Origin of the sequence: Sphingomonas tagetis, assembly GCF_024211275.1 — a bacterium.
Taxonomy (GTDB): domain Bacteria; phylum Pseudomonadota; class Alphaproteobacteria; order Sphingomonadales; family Sphingomonadaceae; genus Sphingomonas; species Sphingomonas tagetis.
This window is the reverse complement of the sequence record NZ_JAMLDX010000021.1, coordinates 1-25,000: the sequence shown is the minus strand read 5'-3', so window position 1 is coordinate 25,000 and position 25,000 is coordinate 1. Positions and strand designations below refer to the sequence as shown.

General features: G+C 66.9%; 27 protein-coding genes (1 of these 27 cut by a window edge). 14 read left to right on the top strand and 13 right to left on the bottom strand.

Features of this window, described 5'->3' with window-relative positions:
- Positions 1–411, bottom strand: partial view of a CBS domain-containing protein gene (locus M9978_RS19695; protein ID WP_254296253.1) — the 5' portion only. It extends 18 nt beyond the left edge of the window; 411 of the gene's 429 nt are visible here — the first part of the coding sequence; the start codon lies at positions 409–411; its stop codon lies off the left edge, out of view.
- 65 nt (positions 412–476) lie between these two features.
- On the opposite strand from M9978_RS19695, the gene M9978_RS19690 reads away from it, so the two are divergent.
- Positions 477–746, top strand: a complete 270-nt coding sequence (locus tag M9978_RS19690) for a hypothetical protein (protein ID WP_254296252.1) — start codon at positions 477–479, stop codon at positions 744–746.
- Between the two features lie 88 nt (positions 747–834).
- On the opposite strand, the gene M9978_RS19685 is transcribed toward M9978_RS19690, so the two are convergent.
- Positions 835–1,749: an ABC transporter ATP-binding protein gene (locus tag M9978_RS19685; protein WP_254296250.1), complete on the bottom strand. Its 915-nt coding sequence runs from the start codon at positions 1,747–1,749 to the stop codon at positions 835–837.
- A 101-nt stretch (positions 1,750–1,850) separates the two neighbouring features.
- Between M9978_RS19685 and M9978_RS19680 the strand changes: the two genes are divergently transcribed.
- From M9978_RS19680 to M9978_RS19655, 6 genes are all read left to right on the top strand, one after another.
- Positions 1,851–2,156, top strand: a complete 306-nt coding sequence (locus M9978_RS19680) for a hypothetical protein (protein WP_254296248.1) — start codon at positions 1,851–1,853, stop codon at positions 2,154–2,156.
- 37 nt (positions 2,157–2,193) lie between these two features.
- A complete protein-coding gene (locus M9978_RS19675) occupies positions 2,194–2,424 on the top strand; it encodes a zinc-finger domain-containing protein (protein WP_254296246.1) in 231 nt (76 codons plus the stop codon).
- An 18-nt stretch (positions 2,425–2,442) separates the two neighbouring features.
- A complete protein-coding gene (tldD, locus tag M9978_RS19670; protein WP_254296244.1) occupies positions 2,443–3,867 on the top strand; it encodes a metalloprotease TldD in 1,425 nt (474 codons plus the stop codon).
- Positions 3,867–4,070, top strand: coding sequence for a putative signal transducing protein (locus tag M9978_RS19665; RefSeq protein WP_254296242.1), 204 nt, complete (start codon positions 3,867–3,869; stop codon positions 4,068–4,070). The genes tldD and M9978_RS19665 overlap by 1 nt, the downstream gene beginning before the upstream one ends.
- 143 nt (positions 4,071–4,213) lie before the next feature.
- Positions 4,214–4,552, top strand: coding sequence for a P-II family nitrogen regulator (locus tag M9978_RS19660; protein ID WP_066578278.1), 339 nt, complete (start codon positions 4,214–4,216; stop codon positions 4,550–4,552).
- Positions 4,553–4,566: 14 nt separating this feature from the next.
- On the top strand, positions 4,567–6,042 hold the full coding sequence (locus tag M9978_RS19655) for an ammonium transporter (RefSeq protein ID WP_254296241.1): 1,476 nt from the start codon (positions 4,567–4,569) through the stop codon (positions 6,040–6,042).
- A 137-nt stretch (positions 6,043–6,179) separates the two neighbouring features.
- Here the strand turns inward: M9978_RS19655 and M9978_RS19650 are convergent, their stop codons facing one another.
- From M9978_RS19650 to M9978_RS19625, 6 genes are read right to left on the bottom strand one after another with little or no spacing between them, the layout of a single operon-like run.
- Positions 6,180–7,751, bottom strand: a complete 1,572-nt coding sequence (locus tag M9978_RS19650) for a GMC family oxidoreductase (RefSeq protein ID WP_254296239.1) — start codon at positions 7,749–7,751, stop codon at positions 6,180–6,182.
- Positions 7,685–8,647, bottom strand: a complete 963-nt coding sequence (locus M9978_RS19645) for a sterol desaturase family protein (protein WP_254296237.1) — start codon at positions 8,645–8,647, stop codon at positions 7,685–7,687. Before M9978_RS19645 ends, M9978_RS19650 begins: the two co-directional genes overlap by 67 nt.
- On the bottom strand, positions 8,640–9,053 hold the full coding sequence (locus M9978_RS19640; protein ID WP_254296236.1) for a hypothetical protein: 414 nt from the start codon (positions 9,051–9,053) through the stop codon (positions 8,640–8,642). The genes M9978_RS19645 and M9978_RS19640 overlap by 8 nt, the downstream gene beginning before the upstream one ends.
- 1 nt (position 9,054) lies before the next feature.
- Complete coding sequence (locus M9978_RS19635) at positions 9,055–9,489, bottom strand: protein tyrosine phosphatase family protein (RefSeq protein ID WP_254296234.1); 435 nt, start codon at positions 9,487–9,489, stop codon at positions 9,055–9,057.
- Positions 9,490–9,500: 11 nt separating this feature from the next.
- Positions 9,501–11,273 (bottom strand): DNA helicase RecQ, encoded by a 1,773-nt coding sequence (gene recQ, locus M9978_RS19630; RefSeq protein WP_254296232.1) that lies wholly within the window; start codon positions 11,271–11,273, stop codon positions 9,501–9,503.
- Positions 11,270–12,160: a hypothetical protein gene (locus tag M9978_RS19625; protein WP_254296230.1), complete on the bottom strand. Its 891-nt coding sequence runs from the start codon at positions 12,158–12,160 to the stop codon at positions 11,270–11,272. The genes recQ and M9978_RS19625 overlap by 4 nt, the downstream gene beginning before the upstream one ends.
- 65 nt (positions 12,161–12,225) lie before the next feature.
- On the opposite strand from M9978_RS19625, the gene M9978_RS19620 reads away from it, so the two are divergent.
- On the top strand, positions 12,226–12,504 hold the full coding sequence (locus tag M9978_RS19620; RefSeq protein ID WP_254296229.1) for a GNAT family N-acetyltransferase: 279 nt from the start codon (positions 12,226–12,228) through the stop codon (positions 12,502–12,504).
- Here M9978_RS19620 and M9978_RS19615 read toward each other — a convergent pair.
- From M9978_RS19615 to M9978_RS19605, 3 genes are all read right to left on the bottom strand, one after another.
- Positions 12,501–13,592 (bottom strand): ATP phosphoribosyltransferase regulatory subunit, encoded by a 1,092-nt coding sequence (locus M9978_RS19615; protein WP_254296227.1) that lies wholly within the window; start codon positions 13,590–13,592, stop codon positions 12,501–12,503. The genes M9978_RS19620 and M9978_RS19615 overlap by 4 nt on opposite strands.
- Positions 13,593–13,694: 102 nt before the next feature.
- Positions 13,695–15,272: a phosphoglycerate dehydrogenase gene (gene serA / locus M9978_RS19610; RefSeq protein ID WP_254296226.1), complete on the bottom strand. Its 1,578-nt coding sequence runs from the start codon at positions 15,270–15,272 to the stop codon at positions 13,695–13,697.
- Between the two features lie 69 nt (positions 15,273–15,341).
- Positions 15,342–16,502, bottom strand: coding sequence for a phosphoserine transaminase (locus M9978_RS19605; protein ID WP_254296225.1), 1,161 nt, complete (start codon positions 16,500–16,502; stop codon positions 15,342–15,344).
- Positions 16,503–16,885: 383 nt separating this feature from the next.
- Between M9978_RS19605 and M9978_RS19600 the strand changes: the two genes are divergently transcribed.
- Genes M9978_RS19600 through M9978_RS19590 form a run of 3 tightly spaced genes read left to right on the top strand, consistent with a single transcriptional unit; the run spans position 16,886 to position 18,900 of the window.
- Entirely contained in the window at positions 16,886–17,266 is a 381-nt protein-coding gene (locus M9978_RS19600) for a GreA/GreB family elongation factor (RefSeq protein ID WP_254296224.1), read from the top strand.
- A gap of 58 nt (positions 17,267–17,324) precedes the next feature.
- Positions 17,325–18,008 carry an extensin-like domain-containing protein gene (locus M9978_RS19595; protein WP_254296223.1) on the top strand — a complete coding sequence of 228 codons (684 nt, stop codon included), beginning with the start codon at positions 17,325–17,327 and terminating at the stop codon, positions 18,006–18,008.
- A 22-nt stretch (positions 18,009–18,030) separates the two neighbouring features.
- Complete coding sequence (locus M9978_RS19590) at positions 18,031–18,900, top strand: LOG family protein (protein WP_254296222.1); 870 nt, start codon at positions 18,031–18,033, stop codon at positions 18,898–18,900.
- Positions 18,901–18,976: 76 nt separating this feature from the next.
- Here M9978_RS19590 and M9978_RS19585 read toward each other — a convergent pair whose 3' ends face one another.
- The gene (locus M9978_RS19585; protein ID WP_254296221.1) at positions 18,977–19,645 is read right to left on the bottom strand and encodes a c-type cytochrome; all 669 of its coding nucleotides are present in this window, start codon (positions 19,643–19,645) and stop codon (positions 18,977–18,979) included.
- A 143-nt stretch (positions 19,646–19,788) separates the two neighbouring features.
- Here M9978_RS19585 and M9978_RS19580 point away from each other — a divergent pair, with 143 nt between their 5' ends.
- Entirely contained in the window at positions 19,789–20,682 is an 894-nt protein-coding gene (locus M9978_RS19580; RefSeq protein ID WP_254296219.1) for a prephenate dehydratase, read from the top strand.
- Positions 20,683–20,723: 41 nt separating this feature from the next.
- Here the strand turns inward: M9978_RS19580 and M9978_RS19575 are convergent, their stop codons facing one another.
- On the bottom strand, positions 20,724–21,737 hold the full coding sequence (locus M9978_RS19575; RefSeq protein ID WP_254296218.1) for a polyprenyl synthetase family protein: 1,014 nt from the start codon (positions 21,735–21,737) through the stop codon (positions 20,724–20,726).
- A gap of 242 nt (positions 21,738–21,979) precedes the next feature.
- Between M9978_RS19575 and M9978_RS19570 the strand changes: the two genes are divergently transcribed.
- Entirely contained in the window at positions 21,980–22,270 is a 291-nt protein-coding gene (locus M9978_RS19570) for a chorismate mutase (protein ID WP_254296217.1), read from the top strand.
- 159 nt (positions 22,271–22,429) lie between these two features.
- Positions 22,430–24,892, top strand: a complete 2,463-nt coding sequence (locus M9978_RS19565) for a TonB-dependent receptor (protein WP_254296216.1) — start codon at positions 22,430–22,432, stop codon at positions 24,890–24,892.
- Positions 24,893–25,000 lie beyond the last annotated feature (108 nt).

The window sequence follows — 25,000 nt, the reverse complement described above, 5'->3', positions numbered from 1 at the left end:
AGCGCGCAGGTCGTTGGCCTCCGATTCGATCCGCTCGATCCGGTATTTGACCAGATCGCCGATCGAGACGAGACCGAGCAGCGCGCCATTCTCGACCACCGGCAGATGGCGGATGCGCCGTTGCGTCATCAGCGACATCGCAGACAGTACCGGCTCACCACGGCCAACGGTGATCGCCGGTGCGGTCATCACGTCGCGCACCGGCTTGTCGAGCGCGGCCGCGCCCTCGCGCTCAAGGCAGTGGATCACGTCGCGTTCGGAGAAGATGCCGGCAACCGCGCCGCCCTCGATCACCGGGACCGCACCGATTCGCCGTTCGGACAATAATGTGACCGCGTCGCGCACGCTGCGCTCGCCGGTAATCGTGATGACATCCTGCCCCTTGCCGCCCAGGATCGCTGCGATCGTCATCGCGAGTCTCCTTATCCCTGTTGAGGCGATTGAGATTCCCACGTTTCGCACCCAAATGAAAGGGCATGGAACGCAATTCAACCGCCGCCGGCCTCGTCCGGCTCCGCTACCGCCGGATGTTCAAGCTGGTCGGGCTCATTTCACTGGCGGCGGCAGTGATCGCGGTCGCTGCGCTCTATCTGTCGCTCGGCGAGTTCCAGCTGCACGCGTCGATCGCGATGGCGATCGGTATCGGCCTGTCGGTGCTGCTGGGCGGAGTGCTGATGGGGCTGGTTTTCCTGAGCAACGCCAGCGGCCACGATGCCAACGCGCAAGGCAAAGGCAAATTGCCCTAGTTTGAATTCAGCTTCGCTGAACTGCCACATCGACCCGCCCCAACATATATAAGGACTCGCGCGCGTGCGCGCACGCGGAGTCAGGCGCTCAACTGTTGGTCAGGCTGAGGAACACGTCCTCCAGATCGGCCTCGCGCGTGGAGACGTCGACGATCCCGAACCCCGCCGCCTGCACCGCGCCGAGCACTTCACCGGCATTGGCCTTGTCCTTGGCATAGGTGATGACCAGCGTGCGCTCGCCCTTCTGCTCGATTCGCAGGAAACAGCGATTGTCGGGCAGCGCGGTGATGTCGCGGTCCACGGTCACCTCGACCGCCTTTTCCTGAGTCTTGCCGACCAGCTCGCGAGTCGGCTCGTTGGCGATCAGCCGGCCGTGGTTGATGATCGCGATACGGTCGCACAATTGCTCGGCTTCCTCGAGATAGTGCGTCGTCAGTACGACCGTCACGCCCCTGGCGTTGAGCCCGCGGACATATTCCCACAATTGCTGGCGCAGCTGGATGTCGACCCCGGCGGTCGGCTCGTCGAGCACCAGCACCGGCGGCGCGTGCACCATCGCCTTGGCAACCATCAGCCGCCGCTTCATCCCGCCCGACAGCGTGCGCGAATAGGCGTGCGCCTTGTCCTCGAGATGCACCGCGCGCAGCAGCTCCATCGAGCGCCGCTCGGCCTTGGGCACGCCATAGAGGCCGGCCTGGATCTCGAGCGTCTCGACCGGGGTGAAGAACGGATCGAACAGGATTTCCTGATTGACGATGCCGATCGCGCGCTTGGCGTTGCGCGGGTGCTGGTCGATGTCGAAGCCCCACACGCTGGCGCGGCCCGCACTCTTGTTGACCAGCCCCGCCAGGATGTTGATCAGCGTGGACTTGCCCGCGCCGTTCGGCCCCAGCAGTCCGAAGATCTGCCCGCGCGGCACGGCGAAGCTGACGTCGCTCAGCGCCTGCTTGCCGCCCTGATAGGTCTTGGAAAGCCCTTCGATCTCGATCGCCGCGTCGCTCATGGCTGCGGAATTGGGGCGGCGCGCGCGGCTTGGCAAGCGAAACCGGTTGCCAAGCCGCGCGCGCGGCGGCACCCATGCACAAACCATTGGGGGATCACGATATGTCGGTCACGCTCGTCCTTGCTCTGATGCTCGCGCCACAGAAAGCGCCGTCGGCGGCCGATCTGGCCGACGCGAAATGCGCGGCAGCGATGATCACCGTGTCCGAACAGCTCAAGGATGCGTCGCAAAAGGCCGGCGTCGATGCGATGCTGATGTACTATATCGGCAAGATCGTCGGCCGCAGCGGTAGCGCCGCGGTCAAGCCCGGGCTCGAGGCCGCCGCGGCACTGATCGATGCGGCCGCCCTGCCCAAGCTCGCCGAAACCTGCGCAACCGAGGGCGGGAAGGTGATGGAAGGCATGTGACTTGAGGGCGGGCCATGGCTTTGCTAACCGCTGCACCATGATCGCACCGCCCGAAGTCACCCGCGTCTCCCACGCCCGCGTCGCCTGCGACGGCGCGCATGCCGGCATCGCCGCATCGCTGGGTCATCCGCGCGTGTTCCTGCAGATCGACGAGCATGGCTATGTCGATTGCGGCTATTGCGACCGCCGCTTCGTGCTGATCGGGGGCGTGGCGGATGGCGCCGATCAGTCGGAATTGCCAGATCATCCGGCTGGCGCGAGCGTTTAACCCCACTATATTCCGGGGATGTACAGCGATCCCCGTGGCTTCCTCTATCGCGACGGCTTCGATGCCGACGCCGCGCAGCGCCTGACCGCCGCGATCCTCGGCAAGGCCGAGGATGGCGAACTCTATCTGCAATATCGCAAGTCCGAGGCGTTCGGCTTCGACGACGGGCGGTTGAAGACTGCGTCGTACAACACCGATTCCGGATTCGGCCTGCGCGCGGTGAGCGGCGAGACCACCGCCTTCGCGCATGCCAACGAGATCAGCGAGGCCGCGATCCGCCGCGCGGGCGAGACGATGGCGCTGATCGATCCCGCCACGGGGCCGCTGGCGGCCGCCCCGGGACGCACCAACCGGCATCTCTATACCGACGCCGACCCGCTCGACCTCGTCCCCTTCGCCGACAAGGTGAACCTCTGCCAGACGATCGACGCCGCCGCCCGCGCGCGCGATCCGCGCGTGGTGCAGGTGTCGGCGAGCCTGCTCGGATCGTGGAGCGTGGTCGAGATCGTCCGCCCCGACGGCTTCGTCGCCACCGACATCCGCCCGCTGGTGCGGCTCAACGTGTCGATCGTGGTCGAGGCCAATGGGCGGCGCGAGACCGGTAGCTACGGTACCGGCGGCCGCGCGCTCTATGACCGGCTGTTCCAGCCGGAAACCTGGAACCGCGCGATCGACGAGGCGCTCAGCCAGGCGCTGGTCAATCTCGACGCGGTCGATGCCCCGGCGGGCGAGATGACCGTGCTGCTCGGCCCGGGCTGGCCCGGCGTGCTGCTGCACGAGGCGGTTGGCCACGGGCTGGAAGGCGATTTCAACCGCAAGGGCACCAGCGCCTTTTCCGGCCGGATCGGCGAGCGCGTCGCGGCGCCCGGCGTGACCGTGGTCGACGACGGCTCGATCCTCGACCGCCGCGGCTCGCTGTCGATCGACGACGAGGGCACGCCGACGCGCGAAACCGTGCTGATCGAGGACGGCATCCTCAAAGGCTATATGCAGGACCGCATGAACGCGCGGCTGATGGGAGTCGAGCCGACCGGCAATGGCCGCCGCGAGAGCTTCCAGCACGCGCCGATGCCGCGCATGACCAACACCTTCATGAAGGGCGGCAAGGACGATCCGGCCGAACTGCTGTCGCGCGTCAGGAAGGGCATCTTCGCCAAGAGTTTCGGCGGCGGGCAGGTCGACATCGTCTCGGGCAAGTTCGTCTTCTCCTGCACCGAGGCGTACAAGATCGAGGACGGCAAGATCGGCGCGCCGATCAAGGGCGCGACGCTGATCGGCGACGGTCCGACCTGCCTGACCAAGGTAACCGGCATCGGCAATGACTTCGCGCTCGACGAAGGCGTCGGCATGTGCGGCAAGGGCGGGCAGAGCGTGCCGGCCGGCGTCGGCCAGCCGACACTGCTGATCGAGGGGCTGACGGTGGGCGGAACGGCGGCCGAGTGATGGCGCTGGTCGAACTCGGCCGCTACTCGCCGCCTGAAGCGCATATCATCATCGGCAGACTGGAAGCCGAGGGGATCATGGCGTTCGCTTTCGATGCCGGATCGAGCATCGTCGAGGGCAGCATCGCCGCGCTCATTCCTGTCCGCGTGATGGTCGATGACAAGGATTTGCCTATTGCACGCGCAGCACTCGGCGCTGCCTAAAAATTAGGCGCACATTCGCGCCTGCACAATTTTTTACCTTTCGGTAACGACCGCTCCAGCCGACTCTGGCGGAATCCTCCCGATTTCGACTCTGGCACGTCCCTTGCGACTACTCATTTCGGTCCATTGCGAAAGGGGGCGGAATGAAACTCGTCATCGCCATCATCAAGCCGTTCAAGCTCGATGACGTCCGAGAGGCACTCACGGAGTTGGGTGTCGCGGGCATGACCGTGACCGAGGTTAAGGGGTTCGGGCGGCAGAAAGGCCAGACCGAAATCTACCGCGGCGCGGAATACAGCACCAATATGGTGCCCAAGATCAAGATCGAGGTGGTCTGCGCAAGCGATCTCGCCGGCCGCGTGGTCGAAGCGATCCAGGCCGCGGCCAACACCGGCGCCATCGGCGACGGCAAGATCTTCGTCCTCGATGTCGGACAGGCCGTGCGCATCCGCACCGGCGAGACCGACCAGACCGCGCTGTAATCAAGGGGGTATCGATGAAAACTGCTTTGAAGCTCATCGCCGGGACGGGAGCCGCGATGTTCGCGGCGATGCCCGCCTGGGCACAGGATGCGGCGGGCAACGTCGCCGAAGTGCTCGAGAATGCGACCGAGGCCGCGGCCCCGGCGGCCGCCGCGGCGACGACCGCGTTCACCCCGACCGCCGAGATGGTCAACAAGGGCGACGTCGCCTGGATGCTGGTGGCATCGGCCTTCGTGCTGATGATGTCGGTGCCCGCGCTCGCCTTGTTCTATGGCGGCCTGGTGCGCACCAAGAACATGCTGTCGGTGCTGATGCAGGTGCTGACGATCGTCTGCGTCGCGGCGCTCGTGTGGTTCGCCTGGGGCTATTCGATGGCCTTCACCAATGGCGGCGACCTCAACAAATATGTCGGCGGCTTCTCGAAGGTCTTCCTGGCCGGCGTCGATCCGACGACCTTCGCGGCGACCTTCTCGAACGGCGTCTATCTGCCCGAATATATCTTCGTGATCTTCCAGATGACCTTCGCCTGCATCACGCCGGCGCTGATCGTCGGCGCGTTCGCGGAGCGCGTGAAGTTCACCCCGCTGATCATCTTCGTGGTCGCATGGCTGACGCTCGCCTATTTCCCGATCGCGCACATGGTCTGGTACTGGGCTGGCCCGGACTTCCTGCATGCCGCGCCGGATGACAGCGGCCTGCTGTGGGGCTGGGGCGCGCTCGATTTCGCGGGCGGCACCGTGGTGCACATCAACGCGGGCGTCGCCGGTCTGATCGGCTGCCTCGTGATCGGTCCGCGGCTCAACTACAAGAACGAGCCGATGCCGCCGCACAGCCTGGTGATGACCATGATCGGCGCCTCGCTGCTGTGGATCGGCTGGTTCGGCTTCAACGCGGGCTCGGGTCTCGAAGCCAATGCGTTCGGCGCGCTGGCGTTCATCAACACCTTCACCGCCACCGCGGCCGCGGGCGCGATGTGGGCGATCATCGAGCAGGTCGTACACAAGAAGCCCTCGCTGCTCGGCGCCGCCTCCGGCGTCGTCGCCGGCCTGGTCGCGATCACCCCGGCGGCGGGCTTCGCCCACCCCGGCACCGCGATCATCCTCGGCGCGGTCGCCTCGCTGGTCTGCTTCTTCTTCGTCACGACGGTGAAGAACGCGCTGAAATATGACGACACACTCGACGTGTTCGGCATCCACGCGGTCGGCGGCATCATCGGCGCGATCGGGACCGGCATCGTCGCCGACCCGGCGCTCGGCGGCCAGGGCTGGATCGACTATACCGCGCCCGTCGCCAAGGCCGGCGCCTATGACATGGCCGGTCAGGTGATCACCCAGATCTGGGCGGTCGGCACCACCATCGTGTGGACCAGCATTGTCAGCGCCGTGCTGTTCCTGGCGCTCAAATACACGATCGGGCTTCGCCCCTCGAAGGAAGTCGAGACCGAAGGCCTCGACATCAACGAGCATGGCGAACGCGCCTACAACTATTGACCGAATTGGGGCCGCGCCGGTGGCGCGGCCCCTCACCTTGTTCCTCCTGCGGACGACTGGGCCGGTGGCGAGATCCACCGGCCCGTTTTTTTGTTTGGGGTCAGCTACGCTGAACGTGGCACCAGCCCGCTCGCCGATCAAAGATCGGCGCGAACAAACTCCGCGCAGCGCTCGCCGATCATGATGCTCGGCGCATTGGTGTTGCCGCCGATCAGCCGCGGCATGACCGAAGCATCGGCGACATAGAGTCCCTCGACCCCGCGCACACGCAGCTGCGGATCGCACACCGCCTCTTCGTCCGACCCCATCCGCGCGGTGCCGACCGGATGATAGATGGTGTCCGCCCGTGCGCGGATCAGCCGCTCCAGCGCGGCATCGTCGTGCAGATCGATCGGATAGCGGTCGCGCCCGCCGAACCGCGCCAGCGGTTCCTGCTCGAGGATGCGGTACATCAGCCGCGTGCCGCGCATCAGCGCCGCGAGGTCGCGCGGATCGCTGAGGAATTGCGGATCGATCAGCGGCGCGGCGCGCGGGTCGAGCGATTGCAGCCGCACCGTCCCGCGGCTCTCGGGCCGCAGCACGCAGGCATGGCAACTATAGCCATGCGCCTTGATCTTCGCGCGCCCGTGATCCTCGACGATCGCGATCAGGAAATGGAGCTGGATGTCGGGTGCGGGCAGCGACGGATCGCTGCGCAGGAATGCCCCCGCCTCGGCATAGGGCGAGGTCATCACGCCGGTGCGGTTGCGCATCCAGCGCGCGATTCCCGCCAGGCCCTTGAGCGATCCGACCAGCGACCGGCCGAGAAACTCGCTGCCCTTGGTCTCGAACGCGGCGACATAATCGAGATGGTCCTGCAAATTGCCGCCGACCTCGCCGCGATCGACGCGCAACGGCACGCCCATGTCCTGCAGATGTTCACCCGGTCCGATGCCCGACAGCATCAGCAACTGCGCGGTGCCGAACACGCCGCCCGCCATCACGACGCGGCGGGCGCGGATGACCTTCGACTGCCCCCCGCGCGAATAGGCGACGCCCCAGACCCGGCCGTCCTCGAACAGCACGCGCTCGACGGTGGCGTCGCAGATCACCTCGAGATTGTCGCGCGGCGTCAGATAGCCATGCGCCGCGGTCCAGCGCTGCCCGCCCTTTTGCGTCACCTGATAGAGTCCGGCGCCCTCCTGCCGCGCGCCGTTGAAATCGTCATTGCGCGGGATTTGCAGCACTTCCGCCGCCTCGACGAACGCGTGCGAACCGGGGTGAGCAAAGCTCTGATCGCTGACGTGAAGCGGGCCCTCTCCGCCATGCCATTCGTCCGCACCGCGTTCATTGGCCTCGCTGCGCTTGAATACCGGCAGTACGTCGTCCCAGCTCCAGCCGGTGCAGCCGAGCGCAGCCCAATGGTCGTAATCCCAGCGATGCCCGCGGACATAGAGCATCGCGTTGATCGCGCTCGACCCGCCCAAGCCCCGCCCGCGCGGCTGGTAACCGCGGCGGCCGTTGAGGCCCGGCTGCGGCACCGTCTCGAACCCCCAATTGGTCTGCGGCGTCTGCATCGCGATGCCGCCGGGCATGAGCGTGCGGAAGCTGCTGTTGCGCCCGCCGGCTTCGAGCACGGCGACGCGATACTGCCCGCCCTCGCTCAGGCGGCCCGCGGCGGCGCTGCCTCCGGACCCGGCACCGATGACGACGATATCGGCTTCTTCCAATGTTGCCCCCGCTCCTGCCGCGCCTGCCAGCGGGCCTTGATCGTCTCGGATGTATCGCGGCTGCCGTCAGGGCTCCAGCCCGGCGGGCCGAACATATAGCCGAGGCGTGCGTACAAGCTCGGCGCGCGCCACACGTCCTTTGTGATGCCCCACCATTCGTGGAACGCCGCCCGCAAGACATTGAAGTCGGGCAGGTTGTGGACGATGCCATAGCGCGGCCGGTCGTCGTCGCGCTCCGCCTCGAACGTGCCGAACAGCTTGTCCCAGACTATGAACACGCCGGCATAGTTGCGGTCGAGATAGCGCGCATTGGTCGCGTGGTGGACGCGGTGGTGCGACGGCGTGTTCATCACCGCCTCGAACCAGCGCGGCATGCGCCCGATCACTTCGGTGTGAATCCAGAACTGGTAGACGAGGTTCACGCCCGCGACGAAGAACACCATGGCCGGCGGAAAGCCGATCAGGAACAGCGGCAGCCGGAACAAGAAGCCAAGACTGAAGAAGCCGGTCCAGGTCTGCCGCAGCGCAGTCGACAGATTATAGTGCTGGCTGCTGTGATGGATGACATGGCTCGCCCAGAACCAGCGCACGCGATGCGCCGAGCGATGGAAGACATAATAGGCCAGATCGTCGAGCACGAAGGCGATCGCGAACCAGTACCAGGCATAGCCGATGTCGAAGAGCCGGAACTGGTGGACCCAGCTCGCCAGCGCGAACACCATGCCGCCCGCCAGCACGCCCGCGATGGTGCTCCCAAAGCCGAGCATCAGCGAGGTCAGCGTATCGCGCGGGCAATAGCGGCTGCGGTCCCTGAAGCGCGCGACGATCATCTCGGCCAGCACCAGCAGGACGAAGGCCGGGACGGCGAGATCGACGGGATTGGGCAGGTCAGGCACGCGAGTTGCTTACATCATTGTCAGCAGTGGCGTCCAGCCTTGCCCCGAGCGCCGCTGCTTCGGCTTGCGGCAGATACAGCCGTACCGGTGTGCGGTCACCCGTCTCGATTTCGAGTCCGGATTCGGACGATCGCCAGCGCGGGTTGCGCATTTCGCGAACGATGAACCGTGCGCCGCTCGGCCGGATCAAAGCGACGCTGCCCCGGGTGCCGAATACCAGCGCTCCGCTGCCGTTCGAGCAGATCACCGCGTCATGCGCCTCGAACCCGGCGATCCAGTCCTCGGCGATCCGCGACGCATCCGCGGGCGTCGCGATCCGGTTTTCGCCGCCGAGCCTGAGCGCCCATGCGATCCCGGCCAGCATCAGCACCGCCGCGAGCGAGCCCGCGGCGAGCCACCAGTTCATCTCACGACTTGCCCGACAGCTGGTCGAGCAATGGGCGGATGCCGCCGATATTATACCCCGCGCCGGCCGCCTGCCCGATCAGCTCCTCGGGATCCTCGCCCTTGCTCGCCTCGGCCAGCGCCCAGAGGTTGGTCGAGCGCGTGCCCGAGCGGCAATAGGCGAGCACCGGGCCGTTGGCGGCATCCATCGCGGCGCCCATCGCCTCGACCTGATGCGCCGAGAAGCCGGCATGCGTCACCGGGATCGCGTGATAGGCGAGGCCGAGCGTCTCGGCGACGGCGCGGACGGCCTCGCCCGCGGGCTGGCCCGCATCCTCGTCGTCGGGGCGGTTGTTGATCACCGCGACGAAGCCCTGCCGCGCCAGTTCGGTCACATCGGCGGGATCGATCTGCGGGGCGACCGAAATACGGTCGTTGATGCGGCGGATGTCGGCCATGAAGTCTCTCCTCAGCCTTCGCGTATCACTGCGAGGAACGCGTCGCCATAGGCATCGAGCTTGCGCTCGCCGACGCCGATGAGCGTCGCCAGCGTGGCGCGGTCCTGCGGGCGGCGGACGGCCATCTCGCGCAGCACCGAATCGTGGAAGATCACATAAGGGGGGACGCTCGCCGCTTCGGCCAGCTCGCGGCGCTTGGCGCGCAGCGCCTCGAACAGCGGCGTGTCGGCTTCGGCGAGGCTGGCGGCGGCCTCGCCCCGCTTCTTGCGGCCGCCGCGTTCGGGCTCGGCCGCCAGCACGACTTCGACCTTCGCCTCGCCGCGCAGGATTTCGCGGGCATTGCCGCCAAGCGCCAGCCCGCCATGTTCGTTGGGCACCAGCACGCCGCGCGCCTGCAACGCGCGTGCGACCGGCTTCACCAGCACCATCTCCTCGGCATCGGCCACGCCGAACACCGAGAGGCGGTCATGGCCCCATTTGTCGATCCGCTCGTCGCGCGCGCCGGCCAGCACCTTCTCGAGATGGCCGACGCCGAAGCGCTGGCCGGTGCGGTACACGGCGGACAGCAGTTTGCGCGCAATCTGGGTGGCATCCTGCACGCCGGGGGCATGGAGGCAATTGTCGCAATTGCCGCAGCGTTCGGGCGGAGACTCGCCGAAATAGCGCAACAGCACCGCGCGGCGGCATTGCGCGGTCTCGACCAGCCCGGCAAGCGCATCGAGCCGGGCGCGTTCGGACGCGCGGCGATTCTCGGGCATTTCCGCCAGCCATTCGCGCGCGCGGGTGAAATCGCCCGGCGCCCAGAACAGGTGCGCCACCGCCGGATCGCCGTCGCGCCCGGCGCGGCCGCTCTCCTGATAATAGCCTTCGATCGACTTGGGCAGGCCGGCATGCGCGACGAAGCGGACATCGGGCTTGTCGATGCCCATGCCGAAGGCGATCGTCGCGACCATCACCATGTCCTCCGAGCGGACGAACTCGGCCTGCGCGCGGCGGCGCTGATCGGGGGCCATGCCGGCATGGTAGAAGCGCGTCGGGCGGCCGGTGCCGGCGAGCGTGGCGGCGAGCTTCTCGGTGCGGTCGCGCGAGGTGGCGTAGACGATGCCCGCGCCCGGCGTGCGCTTGACCAGCGAGGCGATCGCCGAGCCCTTCGACGCGGTGTTGGTGATGGCGTAGCGGATGTTGGGCCGATCGAATCCGGCGATGATCAGGCCATCGTGCGGGATGCCGAGCTGGTCGAGGATGTCGGCGCGGGTATGCGCGTCGGCGGTGGCGGTGAGCGCGAGCCGGGGCAATTCCGGAAACGCGTCGAGCAGCGGGCGCAGCAGGCGGTAATCGGGGCGAAAGTCATGGCCCCATTCCGACACGCAATGCGCTTCGTCGATCGCGAACATCGACAGCGGCGCCTGCCGCAACAGGTTGCGGAAGCCCTCGCCCGAGGCGCGCTCCGGCGCGACATAGAGCAGGTCGAGATCGCCGCGGCGGAAACGGTCGATCGTCTCGTCGCGATTGTCGTCGGCGCTGGTCAGCGTCGCCGCGCGGATGCCGACCGCTTCGGCGGCGCGCAGCTGGTCGTGCATCAGCGCGATCAGCGGCGAGACGACGAGGCACGTCCCCTCCAGCATCACCGCGGGCAGCTGATAGGTCAGCGACTTGCCCGCGCCGGTCGGCATGACGGCGAGCGTGCGCTCGCCCGCCAGCACGCGGTCGATCACGTCGCGCTGGACGCCGCGGAAATCGGGAAAACCGAAGGTGGTGCGAAGAAGCTCGCGGGGGTCACTCATGCGGCGGGGATATAACCAAGTTCCGCAAGATATGCGCGCAAAGCGACGGGATAATCGGGATATTCGATTCCCTGTCCTTCCGGGCAGTTATACTCCTCGTCGCGCGCCACCTTGCAGCCATCCGGCCAGGTCCGGTTGAGCTTGTTGTGTTCCTTGAGGATCGCCGGCCAGGCGGCGGCGAGCTGGCCGAGCCGCGCGGCATTGGCGGCGTAAGCGGCGCAGGCGCCGTTGGGAAATTCCTCCTTGATGCACGCCTTGCGGGTCTCTGCCGCAGCCGCTTCGAAGACCTTGCGGAAGCGCGGATCGGCCGAGACATCGACCTTCTTCCCGTCGATCACGTTGAGCACGAGGGGCGGCGCGACGCTGCCGGCATAGCTTTCGAAGGCGTAGAGAAAACGGTCATCGCTGACGACGAAATCGAGGACGCCGTCGCCATCGAGATCCTTTGGCCAGCCGATCTCCGCCCCGTCATAGGCGCCGAGATCGACCACCTTGAGCCCGTCCGGTCCGGGCACGATCGCCTGCAACTGCTGGCAGCAATGCATCCCGCCCGAATAGCTCTGGAAAAAGGCGGCAACCGGACCGTCCTTCGAAAGGCGGCCGAGCATCAGCGTGTTCGACATCGACGACGCTTCGAGGGTGACCGATTGGCCATCGGCGGTGCGGATGGTCAGTTTCGGCTCGACATCGCCGTCCTCGCACCCCTCGCCAAGCGGCGCGCATTGCACGCGGTCGAACACCGCGGTCATCCCGCCGAGCCGGTACAGTTTCAGACCATCGCCCATCGACCACTGAATGGTCTCGCCAGGACGGACGAGCTTGCCCGGCAAGCGCGAGGCGCCGAGCATCAGGAAGATCAGGCACAGCGTCAGTGTCCGGAATTTCAAGGATTTGTCCTCCCTTCACCGATCGCTATCATTGCGCCCGAACGGCAGCAATCGAGGGCAGACAGATGGATTCAGACAGCGTGATCGACAATGCCGAACGCAGCCGGTTCGAGCTGGCGGTCGAGGGGCACACCGCCTTCGCCGCCTACACGATCGACGGCGACACGATCACCTTCACGCACACCGTGGTACCGCCCGCGCTGGAAGGCCGCGGCATCGCCAGCCGGTTGATCCTGCACGCGCTGACCGACGTAAAAGCGCGTGGACTCAAGGTCATCGCGCAATGCCCGTTCGTCGCTGCGTACATCCGCAAGCATCCCGAATGGGAGGCGGTGCTCGCCTAGCGCGCGGCAGGCACCCCGTCGCGCAGCTCGTGCGTGCACAGCTGCGCCGCGGCGCTGTCCTCGGCATCGAGCGCGGCGACCGCGACCCAGCCCTGCGCCCGCAGCGTCGCCGCGGCCTGCCCATCGGTGCCGAACGGCAGGAACAGCCGGCGGCGGTCGCCATTCGCGATCCTCGCGTCGAGGATGGGGTCGGCGAACAGCGAGAAACCGACCGCGGGCTCGTCACCGGCAGCGCCGATCACCGAATAGCTGCCGCCGCGTCCGATCTCGCCGCGCACGCCCTGCGCGAACAGCGAGAAGCCGATCCAGCTCTGATATTCGAAACCATGCCGTTCGGTCGGATCGAGCGTCAGCGACACTTTGCCCGCGACCGCCTGCGCCACCGCTTCCAGCCCGTCGAGCCGGCTGCCAAGCACGCCGCTCGTGTCGTGCGCGCGCAGCCGGGCGATCGCCGCATCGAACGGCCCTGCTGCCTCGATCAGCGGCAGGAACGCCGGATCGATCGCCGCGACGCCTGCCGCGTCCTTGGCGTCGAGCCGGGCACGGAGCGATTGGAGCTGGTCCGCCGCCATGTCCGGCGCGAGCTGCTCGACCAGATCGGGCAGCGTGAAATCGAGCGCGAGGCCGGGGACGCCCGCCGCCTCCAGCGCCTCGACGGCGACGGTCACGATCTCGCGCGCCGCGGCGACGCTGTCGCGGCCGATCAGCTCGCAACCGATCTGGCGCATCGCGCGCTCGGGACGTAGCTCGCTGGCGCGCAGCTTGAGCACCTGCCCGGCATAGGACAGGCGCACCGGGCGTGGATGGTGCGCCATGCGCGTCGCGGCGATACGGCCGATCTGCGCGGTGATGTCGGGCCGTATCGCCAGGGTGCGGCGCGAGACCGGATCGGTGAAGCGCACCGCATCCTTGGCGCTGCCCGCCTTCAGCCGCTGCCCGAGCGATTCCTCGAATTCGGCGAGCGGCGGATCGACCTGCTCGTAACCGTAGAGCCGCGCGACATCGAGCACGCGCCGCTCGAGCGCCGCCGCCGCATCGGCATGCGGGGGCAGGCGATCATGAAAGCCTTCGGGCAGCAGTCCGTTCATTCCGCCCCCTTAATCCCGACGCTCCGACATACAAACCCCGTTCGTCCCGAGCGAAGTCGAGGGACCTGCGTCCCGACTTCGCTCGACACGAAAGGTTGGCCGTCAGAACTTCAGCGCCCGCGCGGTCTTCACCCCCGGCAGCGTGCGGACATGGGCGATCAGTTCAGGCGTCACTGCCTCGTCGAGCGAGAGCAGCACCACCGCTTCGCCGCCGGCCTCGCGGCGGCCGAGGTGGAAGGTGCCGATATTGACCCCCGCCTCGCCCAGCGCGGTGCCGAGCCGGCCGATGAAGCCGGGCGCGTCCTCGTTGACGACATAGAGCATGTGGCCGGTCAGATCGGCCTCGACCTTGATGCCGAACAGCTCGACCAGCCGCGGCTGGCTGTGGTTGAACAGCGTGCCCGCGACCGAACGCTCGCCCAGATCGGTCTTGACCGAAACGCGGATCAGCGTGTGGTAATCGCCTTCCTTCTCGGTCTTCACCTCACGGATCTCGATACCACGCTCCTTGGCGAGGAACGGCGCGTTGACCATGTTGACCGTGTCGGTCTGGGTGCGCAGGAAGCCCGCCAGCACCGCGCTGACGATCGGCTTCTGGTTGACCTCGGTCGCCGCGCCCTCGCTGTGGATCGACACGCGCGGCAGATCGCCGGTGGTGAGCTGACCGACGAGGCTGCCGAGCTTCTCGGCGAGCTCCATATACGGCTTTACGCGCGGCGCTTCCTCGGCGGTCAGGCTCGGCACGTTGAGCGCGTTGGTGACGCCGCCGGTGACGAGATAATCGGCCATCTGCTCGGCGACCTGGATCGCGACATTGACCTGCGCTTCGTTGGTCGACGCGCCGAGGTGGGGGGTCGAGATGAAGTTCGGCGTGTTGAACAGCGGCGATTCCTTGGCCGGCTCCTGCACGAACACGTCGAGCGCCGCGCCGCCGATATGGCCCGAATCAAGCCCTTCCTTGAGCGCCGCCTCGTCGACCAGCCCGCCACGCGCGCAGTTGATGATGCGCACGCCCTTCTTGGTCTTGGCGAGATTCTCGGCCGAGAGGATGTTGCGCGTCTGGTCGGTCAGCGGCGTGTGCAGCGTGATGAAGTCGGCACGCGCGAGCAGCTGATCGAGCTCGACCTTCTCGACGCCCAGCTCCATCGCGCGCTCCGGCGAGAGGAACGGATCGAACGCGACGACTTTCATCTTGAGACCGAGCGCACGGTCGGCGACGATCGAGCCGATATTGCCCGCGCCGATCAGGCCGAGCGTCTTGCCGGTGACCTCGACGCCCATGAAGCGGTTCTTCTCCCACTTGCCGGCCTGAGTCGACTTGTCGGCCTCGGGCAGGTCGCGGGCGAGCGCGAACATCAGCGCGATGGCGTGCTCGGCAGTGGTGATGGAGTTGCCGAACGGGGTGTTCATCACCACCACGCCCTTGGCGCTGGCGGAGGGGATGTCGACATTGTCGACGCCGATCCCGGCGCGGCCGACGACCTTGAGATTGGTCGCGGCGTCGAGGATTTCCCTGGTCACCTTGGTCGAGCTGCGGATGGCGAGGCCGTCATACTGGCCGATGATCGCCTTGAGTTCTTCCGGCGTCTTGCCGGTGATCTCGTCCACTTCGACGCCGCGCTCGCGGAAGATCTGCGCGGCCTTGGGGTCCATCTTGTCGGAAATAAGTACCTTGGGCATGTCGATGCCTTTCAATTGAATCTGGAGATGTGGCGGCCGCGCCGGGCGGCCGACAGAAATGCAGGAAGCTCAGCCGGCCTTGGCGGTCACGTAGGCCCAGTCGAGCCATGGCCCGAGCGCCTCGATGTCCGCGGTATCCACCGTCGCGCCGCACCAGATGCGAAGGCCCGCAGGGGCATCGCGGTAACCGGCGACATCATAGGCGGCGTGCTCCTTTTCGAGGAGCGCGGCGAAGGTCTTGATGAACGCTTCGTCCGCACCCTCGACGGTGAGGCACACGCTGGTGGTCGAGCGAATCGACTCGTCGGCCGCGAGATTGCCGAGCCAGTCGCGCTCCGCGACCAGCTTCTGCAGCGCGGCGGCGTTGGCGTTCGAACGCGCGATCAGCCCGTCGAGACCGCCCAGACCCTTGGCCCATTCGAGCGCGAAGATCGCGTCCTCGACCGCCAGCATCGACGGGGTGTTGATCGTCTCGCCCTTGAACACGCCCTCGGCGAGCTTGCCCTTGGCCATCAGGCGGAACACCTTGGGCAGCGGCCAGGCGGGGGTGTAGGCTTCGAGCCGCTCGACCGCGCGCGGGCCGAGGATCAGCACGCCATGGCCGCCCTCGCCGCCGAGCACCTTCTGCCACGAGAAGGTCGCGACATCGATCTTGTCCCACGGCAGGTCATAGGCGAACACCGCGCTGGTCGAATCGGCGAAGGTCAGCCCCTCGCGGTCGGCCGGAATCCACTCGCCGTCCGGTACCCGCACGCCGCTGGTGGTGCCGTTCCAGGTGAACAGCACGTCGGTGCTCCAGTCGATCTGCGTCAGATCGGGAAGCTGACCGTAATCGGCGCGAATCACCGTGGGGTCGAGCTTGAGCTGCTTGACGGCATCGGTGACCCAGCCTTCACCAAAGCTCTCCCACGCGAGCGTGGTCACGCCGCGCGCGCCCAGCATCGTCCACATCGCCATCTCGAACGCGCCGGTATCGGAACCGGGCACGATGCCGATGCGATGCGTGTCGGGCAGGTTGAGCATCTCGCGCATCAGGTCGATGGCATATTGCAGCCGTGCCTTGCCGAGCTTCGAGCGGTGAGAGCGTCCGAGCACTTCGACCGCGAGTTTCGACGCGTCCCAGCCCGGAGGCTTGGCGCAGGGACCGGAGGAGAAATGGGGGCGAGCCGGCTTGGTGGCGGGCTTGGCAATGGACGCAATACCGGCGTCGGCGGCAACAAACTCAGTCATGTCAGTCTCTCCTTGCAGAGAGCACGCGCGGCGTTGGGACCGCGTGGCCCGTGGGCGGCCCTAGAGATTTGCTGCACTGTGTCAATCGATCTTTGGCGATCGGGCGGCGGTGCGTTTGACTTGAGGGATCACGCGGCCCATCTTCAGGCGATGAACCGCCCGGCCCTCTTTGAGCGACACCGCATCCATGCGGGCCAATCGGCGGCACGCGCCTAGCCCGGGCCTTTCATCCGGCGGCAGCCCGTAAGGCCCGGGACGCTCACTCAGTTCAAATTCGCCACGGTTGTATCGCGTCTGCGGCCAGCCTGGGCGCATCCGTGATCGAAAGGCCAATCATGACTCCCAATCCCGTCGCGCCGGAAACGGCGCTTCCCCCGCTCCATGTGATCGACAGCGAATATGACGCGATCGCCGAACTGGCGCTGCGAATCGAGCCGTCCCAACCGGAGCTGTCCCGGCGCCTGATGGCCGAACTCGAACGCGCCGACGTGCATGCCGCGGATGATCTGCCGCACGGGGTGGTATCGCTGTATGCCCGCGTGGACTTTGTCGACGAGGGCAGCGGCGCTCGGCGCTCGGTACAGCTGGTGATGCCCGCCGACGCCGATATCGCGGCGAACAAGGTTTCGATCCTGACGCCGGTCGGCGCGGGGCTGATCGGCATGCGCGAAGGCCGTGAGATCCTGTGGCCCGACCGCGACGGCCGTCGGCGGGGGCTGCGCATCGTCAGCGTGTCGCCGCCGCCCGGCGCGGCGAACGGCTGAGCGCAAGCCGCCGGTCGGCCGGTGGCGGCGCGCGCCGTCATCGGTTAGGCCGTGCGACATGCGCTTCACCCGCCTGGTTGCCGCCCTCATACTACCCGCGCTGCTCACCGGCTGCCTGTTCGGCGGCGACCGCGAGCCGCCGCGCAAGCCGGTCCGCCCCGATCCGCGCGGCCCGGTGACGCTCAACCTGCCGACCACCCGGGAGACTCAGCAATGTTTCGCCGACCTGTCCAAAGCCGAAGTGCGGTTCAGCCCATTGCCCGACCGCGATTATGGCGGTGGGTGTCAGGTCATCGGCGCGGTGCAGCTGATCGACATCGGGCTGCCGGTCACCAACCTCAAGGGCATGCGCTGCCCGCTGGCGCGCGCCTTTATCGGCTGGGTGCGCAACGCAGCGGTGCCGGCGGCGCGCGAGATTCTCGACGGTGAGCTGGTGCGGGTCGAGACGTTCGGCAGCTATTCGTGCCGCGGCGTGATCGGCGGCAGCGCGGCGTCGGCGGCGCGTGTGTCCGAGCATGGCCTCGGCAATGCGGTCGATATCGCCGCCTTCGTGCTGCGCGACGGACGGCGGATCACCGTCGAGCGCGACTGGCGGTCGCAGGACGAAGCGGCGCGCGAATTCCTTCAGGTCGTGCGCAAATCTGCGTGCCGGCGCTTCTCGACCGTGCTCAGCCCTGATTACAACGCCGCGCACTACAACCATCTGCATTTCGACATGGGCGGACGCCCTTTCTGCCGCTGATGTTTTGAATTAGAAGCTGCGGATGACAGACACCAAAGTGCCTTCGCGCGTCTTTCCGCGCGCCCGCGAAGATGCCGAGACCGCGCAGACCGCAGTCAGCACGCCGCAGACCGAGCATCCCGCCTATCGCCTCGCCTTTCAGGACATGGACTTCCTGCTGCGCGAGGATCTGCGCCCGGTGCGCTTCCAGCTCGAATTGTTGAAGCCCAGCCTGCTGATGGACGAGGCGAAGATCGCTTCGCTGTTCGTGATCTATGGTTCGGCGCGGATTCCCGAGCCGTCAAAGGCGCAAGCGCTGCTCGACCTTGCCACCGACGACCAGTCGCGCAAGATCGCCGAACGGCTGATCGAGAAGTCCAAATATTACGACGTCGCGCGCGAGCTGGCGGGCCTCGCCAGCTGCTATCCCGCCGACGAGACCGGCAAGCGCCACTTCGTCGTCACCTCGGGCGGCGGGCCGTCGATCATGGAGGCGGCGAATCGCGGCGCGGTCGAAAAGGGCTGCGACACGGTCGGACTCAACATCGTGCTGCCGCACGAGCAGGCGCCGAACCAATATGTCACCCCCGCGCTGTCGTTCCAGTTCCACTATTTCGCGCTGCGCAAGATGCACTTCCTGCTGCGCGCACGCGCGGTCGCGGTGTTTCCGGGCGGGTTCGGCACGTTCGACGAATCGTTCGAGCTGCTCACCCTGATCCAGACCGGCAAGATCGCGCCGATCCCGGTGCTGTTCTACGGCAAGGCCTTCTGGCAGCGTGTGGTCAATTTCGAGGCATTGTGCGAGGAAGGCGTAATCTCTCCGCGCGACCTCGACTTGTTCCACTTCTGCGAGACCGCGGAAGAGGGCTGGGAGATCGTGCAGGATTTCTACAAGGACAAGAGCGGGCAGTAGCGCGCAAAGAAAAGGCGGCAGCCAGTGTGCCCGGCTGCCGCTCGATGTCCTCAGCTTCCCACGGGAAGCGAAACGCTTACTTCTTCTTTTCAGCCTCGACCGCAGCGGCCGGATCGACCGACGGCGCACCCGTCGCCGGGGTCGCGGCGTTCGACGGCTCGACGACATTGCCACCCGCGGCGACGTTGCCCTCGGCCTCGCTCGCCGCCGGTGCGGCATCGGCCGCGGGGAGCGGGAGATTCGAACCCTGCGCGTTCATATAGGCGATGACGTTGGCGCGTTCCTGCGGGTCGGAGAGCCCGGCAAAGGTCATCTTGGTGCCAGGCGCGTATTTGCGCGGCGAAGCCAGCCAGGCGTCGAGCGCCTCGAACGTCCAGTTGCCTGGCACGCCCTTCAGCGCGTCGGAATAGGCGAAGCCGGCGGCGTGGCCGTGGACCTTGCCGACCGCTGCCCACAGATTCGGGCCGACGCCATTGGCGCCGCCGGTGGTGATCGTGTGGCACGCCGCGCACTTGGCGAAGGAAGCCGCGCCCTTGGCGGGATCGGCTTTGGCGAGACGCGCCGCGATCGGCTCGGCCGCTTCGGCGGCACCGCCGCCCTCGGCACCGTCAGCGCTCTCGACCGGATAGCCTTCCTTTTCAGGGTGGCCGCTCTTGTAGATCATGCCGCTCGCGATCGAGAGGCCCAGTGCCGACGCGCAGCCGAACAGGACCCAGCCTGCGATCGTGTTCATGCGATTGTCCATTGCGCGCTCGTTCTGCCCCAGTTGATGCCTGACGTTTGGCGGTTCCTTTAGTCAGCGCTTTCCGACACCGCAACCCGGACTTGCCCGATGCACTTGCCCATAGGCTTGCGGTGCCTCCGTCACCCGGCTAAGCGCGCCCGCCAATGGACAATTTCGCCGCGCCTGCGCGCCCGATCGTGGCGCGGATGACCGAAGCCGCTTTGGCCGAACCCAAACGCGCCGTCGCGTTCCAGGGGGCGCCGGGCGCCAATTCTCATATCGCGGTGCTCGAAGCCTTCCCCACCGGCCTCCCCTTGCCCTGTTTCAGCTTCGAGGATGCGATCGACGCCGTCCGCGAGGGCCGCGCCGATTGCGCGATGATCCCGATCGAAAATTCGCTGCACGGGCGCGTCGCCGACATCCACTTCCTGCTGCCGCAATCGGGACTCGTCATCACCGGCGAGCATTTCCTGCCGATCCGCTACGCGCTGATGGGCCTCGGCAAGCGCGCCGACGTGCGCCAGGCGATGAGCCATCCGCAGGCGCTCGGCCAATGCTATCACTGGCTGAAGGCGCAGGGCATCTCGCCGCTCACCTATCCCGACACCGCCGGCGCTGCGGCCGTGGTGGCGGAGGAGGGCGACCCCGCGGTCGCCGCACTCGCGCCGCCGGGCGCCGCGCCGCTCTATGGCCTGACGGTGTTCGAGAACGACGTCGCCGATGCCGACCACAACATGACCCGCTTTGTCGTACTGGCGCGCACCGCGCCGCCGCTGCGCGAACATGGCATGTTCATGACCACCTTCATCTTCGAGGTGAAGAATGTCCCCGCCGCGCTCTACAAGGCGCTAGGCGGCTTCGCGACCAACGGCGTCAACATGACCAAGCTCGAAAGCTATCAGCGCGGCGGATCGTTCGCTGCGACCGAGTTTTACTGCGACATCGTCGGGCGGCCCGGCGACCCGGCGGTCGATCGCGCGCTCGACGAGCTGCGCTTCCACACCAAGTCGATGCACATGCTCGGCGCCTATCCGCAGGCGCGCGCGCGGCCTGAATAGGGTCCGCTAGCGCGGACGCGGCGCCGTGAGGCGCATCAAACTCAGTAAGCGCGGGCGACGGCGAACTCGACCGCCTCGATCATCGCGTCCTTCGCCGCGCTCGCCGGGAACATGCCGAGCGAATCGATCGCACGCTGGCCGTAATGGCGCGCGCGGGCGAGTGTGTCGTCGACCGCGCGGCTAGACCGCACCAGTTCGACGGCATGGGCAAAGTCTTCGTCGGACACGCGGCGGCCCAACACCGCTTCTTTCCAGAAAGCGCGGTCTTCGTCATTGCCGCGGGCATAAGCGAGAATGACCGGGAGCGTCATCTTGCCCTCGCGGAAATCGTCACCCGCATCCTTGCCCATCGTCCCGGCGTCCGAGACATAGTCGATCGCGTCATCGACCAGCTGAAAGGCGATGCCGAGGTTGCGGCCATAGGCATCGAGCGCCGCCTCCTCGCCCTCGGGCCGTTCAGCCACCACCGCGGCGATGCGGCAGGCAGCAGCGAACAGCGCGGCGGTCTTGGCGTTGATGATCTCGAGATAGCGTTCTTCGCCGAGATCGATGCGGCGGGCGGCGGTGAGCTGGTTGACCTCGCCCTCGGCGATCACGGCGCTGGCGTTGGACAGGATCTTGAGCACCTTGAGGCTGCCGTCCTCGACCATCAGCTCGAAGCTGCGGCTGAACAGGAAGTCGCCGACCAGCACGCTCGCCGGATTGCCCCAGATCAGATTGGCGGTGCGCTTGCCGCGGCGCAGGTCGGAGCCGTCGACGACATCGTCGTGCAGCAGCGTCGCGGTGTGGATGAACTCGACCGTCGCGGCGAGCTTGTGATGGCGCGTGCCCGAATAATCGAGCAGCTTGGCGCTGGCGATGGTCAGCATCGGCCGCATGCGCTTGCCGCCGCCCGCGATCAAATGCCCGGCCAGCTCGGGGATCAGCGGGATCTGCGACTGCATGCGGTCGAGAATCACCGCATTGACGAGGTTCATGTCGGCCGCGACCAAAGCGATGATCGGCTCGAGCGAAGGTTCGGCATCCCGGCCGATACGATGGATGGTCGCGCTCATGTCCGGGCGATTTGGCCGCTGGCACCCGTAAAGGCAAGTGCATGGGGGTTGCCTATGGGTGAAAGCGACGCAAGAAGGCGCGTAATTGGGCACGGCACCGCCCTCATAGCCCGTCCATCGATGCTTTGCATCGCTGGAGCCTTAGGCTACTTCGCCCGCTCCCCCACCCGGCCACCCAACGGCAATGTATTCCATGGGTGGCCGGGTGGGGGAGCGGGCCGGTGCGGAAACGGGAATGGAAAATGAGCGACGAGACGCTGCAACGCTATCGCCAGAGCATCGACCGGATCGATGCGGCGCTCGTCTTCCTGCTCGCCGAGCGTTTTCAGATCACTCAGGCGGTCGGACGCCACAAGGCGGAAACCGGGCTGCCGCCTGCCGATCCGGGGCGCGAGGACCGTCAGATCGCGCGGCTGCGCGAGCTGGCAGCGCAAGCCGATCTCGACCCCGAATTTTCCGAGAAGTTCCTGCGCTTCATCATCGACGAGGTGATCCGGCACCATGCGCAGATGCAGGACGGCGCCAAGGCCTGACCGGACTCCGGGTCCGGTGCACTTTTTGCGCACCGGCACAATTTTGCGACAAACGGCGTTTAGAGCCTCGCTCACCGACAGGACCGCCACGTCCTAATGGTGTGACAAATCAGATAAATTGATTAAACGGCGAAGCCGTTGATGACATGAGGTTCGTAAATGCGTCGCGTTGCGTGGGTGATGAGCGGGTTGATGATGGCGGCCTCGCCGATGGCGATGGCTGCGGGGCAGGAGACTGCCGCAGCGCCGCAGCGCGGTGAAACGCCGCCGCCCGAAACCGGCGACGGCGGCGGCGATGTGGTCGACGGCGAGGAGATCGTCGTCAGCGGCGAGCTGCGCGGCGCGGTGCCGGGCGACGTCAAACCCGAGCTGTCGCTCAATCCCGCCGACATCCGCGCCTATGGCGTCGGCTCGCTCGCCGAATTGCTGACCGAGCTCGAACCGCAGACGCGCAGCGGGCGCGGACGCGGCAGCGGCGGGCCGGTGCTGCTGCTGTCGGGCCGGCGCATCTCGGGCTTCTCCGAGATCCGCAACATTCCGCCCGAGGCGATCGAGCGAATCGACATCCTCCCCGAGGAAGCGGCGCTCAAGCTCGGCTACCGCGCCGACCAGCGCGTCGTGAACATCGTGCTGCGCCGCCGCTTCCGCGCGATCACAGCCGAGGTCGAGGGTGGCATCGCGACGGCGGGCGGACGTGACAGCGAGGAGGTCGAGCTGAACATGCTGCGCCTCAACCGCGACGGACGCGTCAACGTCACCGCCGAATATGAGCGCGATTCGAGCCTGCTGGAACGCGAGCGCGACGTCGTCACGACCAATACCGATTCGCAATATCGCACGCTGCTGCCTGATACGCAGAGCCTCTCGGTCAATGGCGTGTACAGCCGCAACATCGGCAAGGTCGCGGCGACCGCGAACCTGCGGCTGGAGCAGAACTGGAACGAATCGCTGCTTGGACTGCCGAGCACGGGTGGCACCAACCCGCTGCTGCGGAGCAGCGACAGCGGCACGCTTCATGGCGGCTTCTCGCTCAATGGCGACCTTTCGCCCAAATGGCGCTGGTCGGTCACCGGCAATTGGGACCGCAACGAAAATCGCACGCTGACCGATCGCGAGACCGGGTTGACCGACCGTGCGGTCTCGGTTTCGAACGTCGGATCGCTCGACGCACTGGTCAACGGTTCGCTTGCCGCGCTGCCTGCGGGCGACATCTCGACCAGCGTGCGCGCATCGGCGCGCACCAGCGATCTCGACAGCGAATCGCTCCGCTCCGGTCTGTTCTCGACCAATTCGATCGGGCGCGACAGCGGCGCGGTGCAGGCCAATATCGACCTGCCGATCGCCAGCCGCAGCCGCGCGATCCTCTCGCCGCTCGGCAATTTCTCGCTCAACGCCAATGTCGAACTGGAGCAGCTGTCGGACTTCGGCACGCTGATCACTTATGGCTATGGCGCCAACTGGTCGCCGATCGAGCAAGTCCGCTTCGTCGCCTCGTTCACCGAAGAGGAAGGCGCGCCGTCGGCGCAGCAGCTCGGCAATCCGACGATCACCACGCCCAATGTGCGCGTGTTCGACTTCGTGCGCGGCGCCAGCGTCGACATCACGCGGATCGACGGCGGCAATCCGAACCTGATCGCCGACAACCGCAGCGTGATGAAGCTCGGCCTCAATCTGCGGCCGCTCAAGGACACCGACCTCACGCTCAATGTCGACTACAACAAGAGCGTGATCCGCAACCCGATCGCGAGCTTCCCGACCGCGACCGCAGCGATCGAGGCCGCGTTCCCCGACCGCTTCACGCGCGACGGTTCGGGCACGCTGATCCGCATCGACAACCGCCCGGTAAACTTCCTGCGCAGCGAGCGCGAGCAGATCCGCTGGGGCCTCAATTTCTCGAAATCGATCACCTCGCCGCTGGCGAAGAAGATGGCCGAGCAGTTCCAGGCGCAGCGCGCGGCGCGGCAGGCGGCCCGCGAGGCCGCCGAAGCGCGCGGCGAAGCACCGCCACAAGGCGAGCGCGGACCGGGTCAAGGCCAGCGCCGCTTCGGCGAGGGCGGGCAGCGCGGACCCGGTGGTCCCGGCGGCGGCTTTGGTGGGCGCGGCGGCGGTTTCGGCGGTGGCGGTGGCCCGGGTGGCGGCGGACGGCTTCAGCTCGGCCTGTTCCACACGATCGCACTGACCGACAAGCTCGTTATTCGCCAGGGCCTGCCCGAGCTCGATTTGCTCAACGGCGCGGCGACGGGCAGCCGCGGCGGCTCGCCGCGCCATCAGGTCGAGCTGCGCGCGGGCGTGGTGCGCGACGGAATCGGCCTGCGCCTCAACGCCGACTGGAACAGCGCGACGACCGTGCGCGGCGGCGCATCGAGCAGCGAATTGCTGCGCTTCGACGACTTCGCGACCGTCAATTTGCGGCTGTTCGCGACGCTGGGGCCGCAGTTCAAGTTCGTGCGCGACAATCGCTGGCTGCAAGGCACGCGCATCACGCTGTCGGTCGACAATGTCTTCGACAGCCGGTTGAAGGTCACCGACGCCAGCGGCGCGACCCCGATCAGCTACCAGCCGGCGCTGCTCGATCCGCTCGGACGGACGGTGAAGCTGAGTTTGCGGAAGGTGTTTTTCTGATTTTTTTGAGTCGCTCACGCGACTGGCGGTGCCGGCCCGCTCCCCCACCCCGCCACCCACTTCAGGGTATCTTTGATGGGTGGCGGGGTGGGCGAGCGGGCCGGCACC

Coding starts and splice junctions, on each gene's coding strand:
- M9978_RS19690 (WP_254296252.1), top strand. CDS start 477: ATGGAACGCAATTCAACCGCCGCCGGCCTCGTCCGGCTCCGCTACCGC.
- M9978_RS19685 (WP_254296250.1), bottom strand. CDS start 1,749: ATGAGCGACGCGGCGATCGAGATCGAAGGGCTTTCCAAGACCTATCAG.
- M9978_RS19680 (WP_254296248.1), top strand. CDS start 1,851: ATGTCGGTCACGCTCGTCCTTGCTCTGATGCTCGCGCCACAGAAAGCG.
- M9978_RS19675 (WP_254296246.1), top strand. CDS start 2,194: ATGATCGCACCGCCCGAAGTCACCCGCGTCTCCCACGCCCGCGTCGCC.
- tldD (WP_254296244.1), top strand. CDS start 2,443: ATGTACAGCGATCCCCGTGGCTTCCTCTATCGCGACGGCTTCGATGCC.
- M9978_RS19665 (WP_254296242.1), top strand. CDS start 3,867: ATGGCGCTGGTCGAACTCGGCCGCTACTCGCCGCCTGAAGCGCATATC.
- M9978_RS19660 (WP_066578278.1), top strand. CDS start 4,214: ATGAAACTCGTCATCGCCATCATCAAGCCGTTCAAGCTCGATGACGTC.
- M9978_RS19655 (WP_254296241.1), top strand. CDS start 4,567: ATGAAAACTGCTTTGAAGCTCATCGCCGGGACGGGAGCCGCGATGTTC.
- M9978_RS19640 (WP_254296236.1), bottom strand. CDS start 9,053: ATGAACTGGTGGCTCGCCGCGGGCTCGCTCGCGGCGGTGCTGATGCTG.
- M9978_RS19635 (WP_254296234.1), bottom strand. CDS start 9,489: ATGGCCGACATCCGCCGCATCAACGACCGTATTTCGGTCGCCCCGCAG.
- recQ (WP_254296232.1), bottom strand. CDS start 11,273: ATGAGTGACCCCCGCGAGCTTCTTCGCACCACCTTCGGTTTTCCCGAT.
- M9978_RS19620 (WP_254296229.1), top strand. CDS start 12,226: ATGGATTCAGACAGCGTGATCGACAATGCCGAACGCAGCCGGTTCGAG.
- M9978_RS19615 (WP_254296227.1), bottom strand. CDS start 13,592: ATGAACGGACTGCTGCCCGAAGGCTTTCATGATCGCCTGCCCCCGCAT.
- serA (WP_254296226.1), bottom strand. CDS start 15,272: ATGCCCAAGGTACTTATTTCCGACAAGATGGACCCCAAGGCCGCGCAG.
- M9978_RS19605 (WP_254296225.1), bottom strand. CDS start 16,502: ATGACTGAGTTTGTTGCCGCCGACGCCGGTATTGCGTCCATTGCCAAG.
- M9978_RS19595 (WP_254296223.1), top strand. CDS start 17,325: ATGCGCTTCACCCGCCTGGTTGCCGCCCTCATACTACCCGCGCTGCTC.
- M9978_RS19590 (WP_254296222.1), top strand. CDS start 18,031: ATGACAGACACCAAAGTGCCTTCGCGCGTCTTTCCGCGCGCCCGCGAA.
- M9978_RS19585 (WP_254296221.1), bottom strand. CDS start 19,645: ATGGACAATCGCATGAACACGATCGCAGGCTGGGTCCTGTTCGGCTGC.
- M9978_RS19580 (WP_254296219.1), top strand. CDS start 19,789: ATGGACAATTTCGCCGCGCCTGCGCGCCCGATCGTGGCGCGGATGACC.
- M9978_RS19575 (WP_254296218.1), bottom strand. CDS start 21,737: ATGAGCGCGACCATCCATCGTATCGGCCGGGATGCCGAACCTTCGCTC.
- M9978_RS19570 (WP_254296217.1), top strand. CDS start 21,980: ATGAGCGACGAGACGCTGCAACGCTATCGCCAGAGCATCGACCGGATC.
- M9978_RS19565 (WP_254296216.1), top strand. CDS start 22,430: ATGCGTCGCGTTGCGTGGGTGATGAGCGGGTTGATGATGGCGGCCTCG.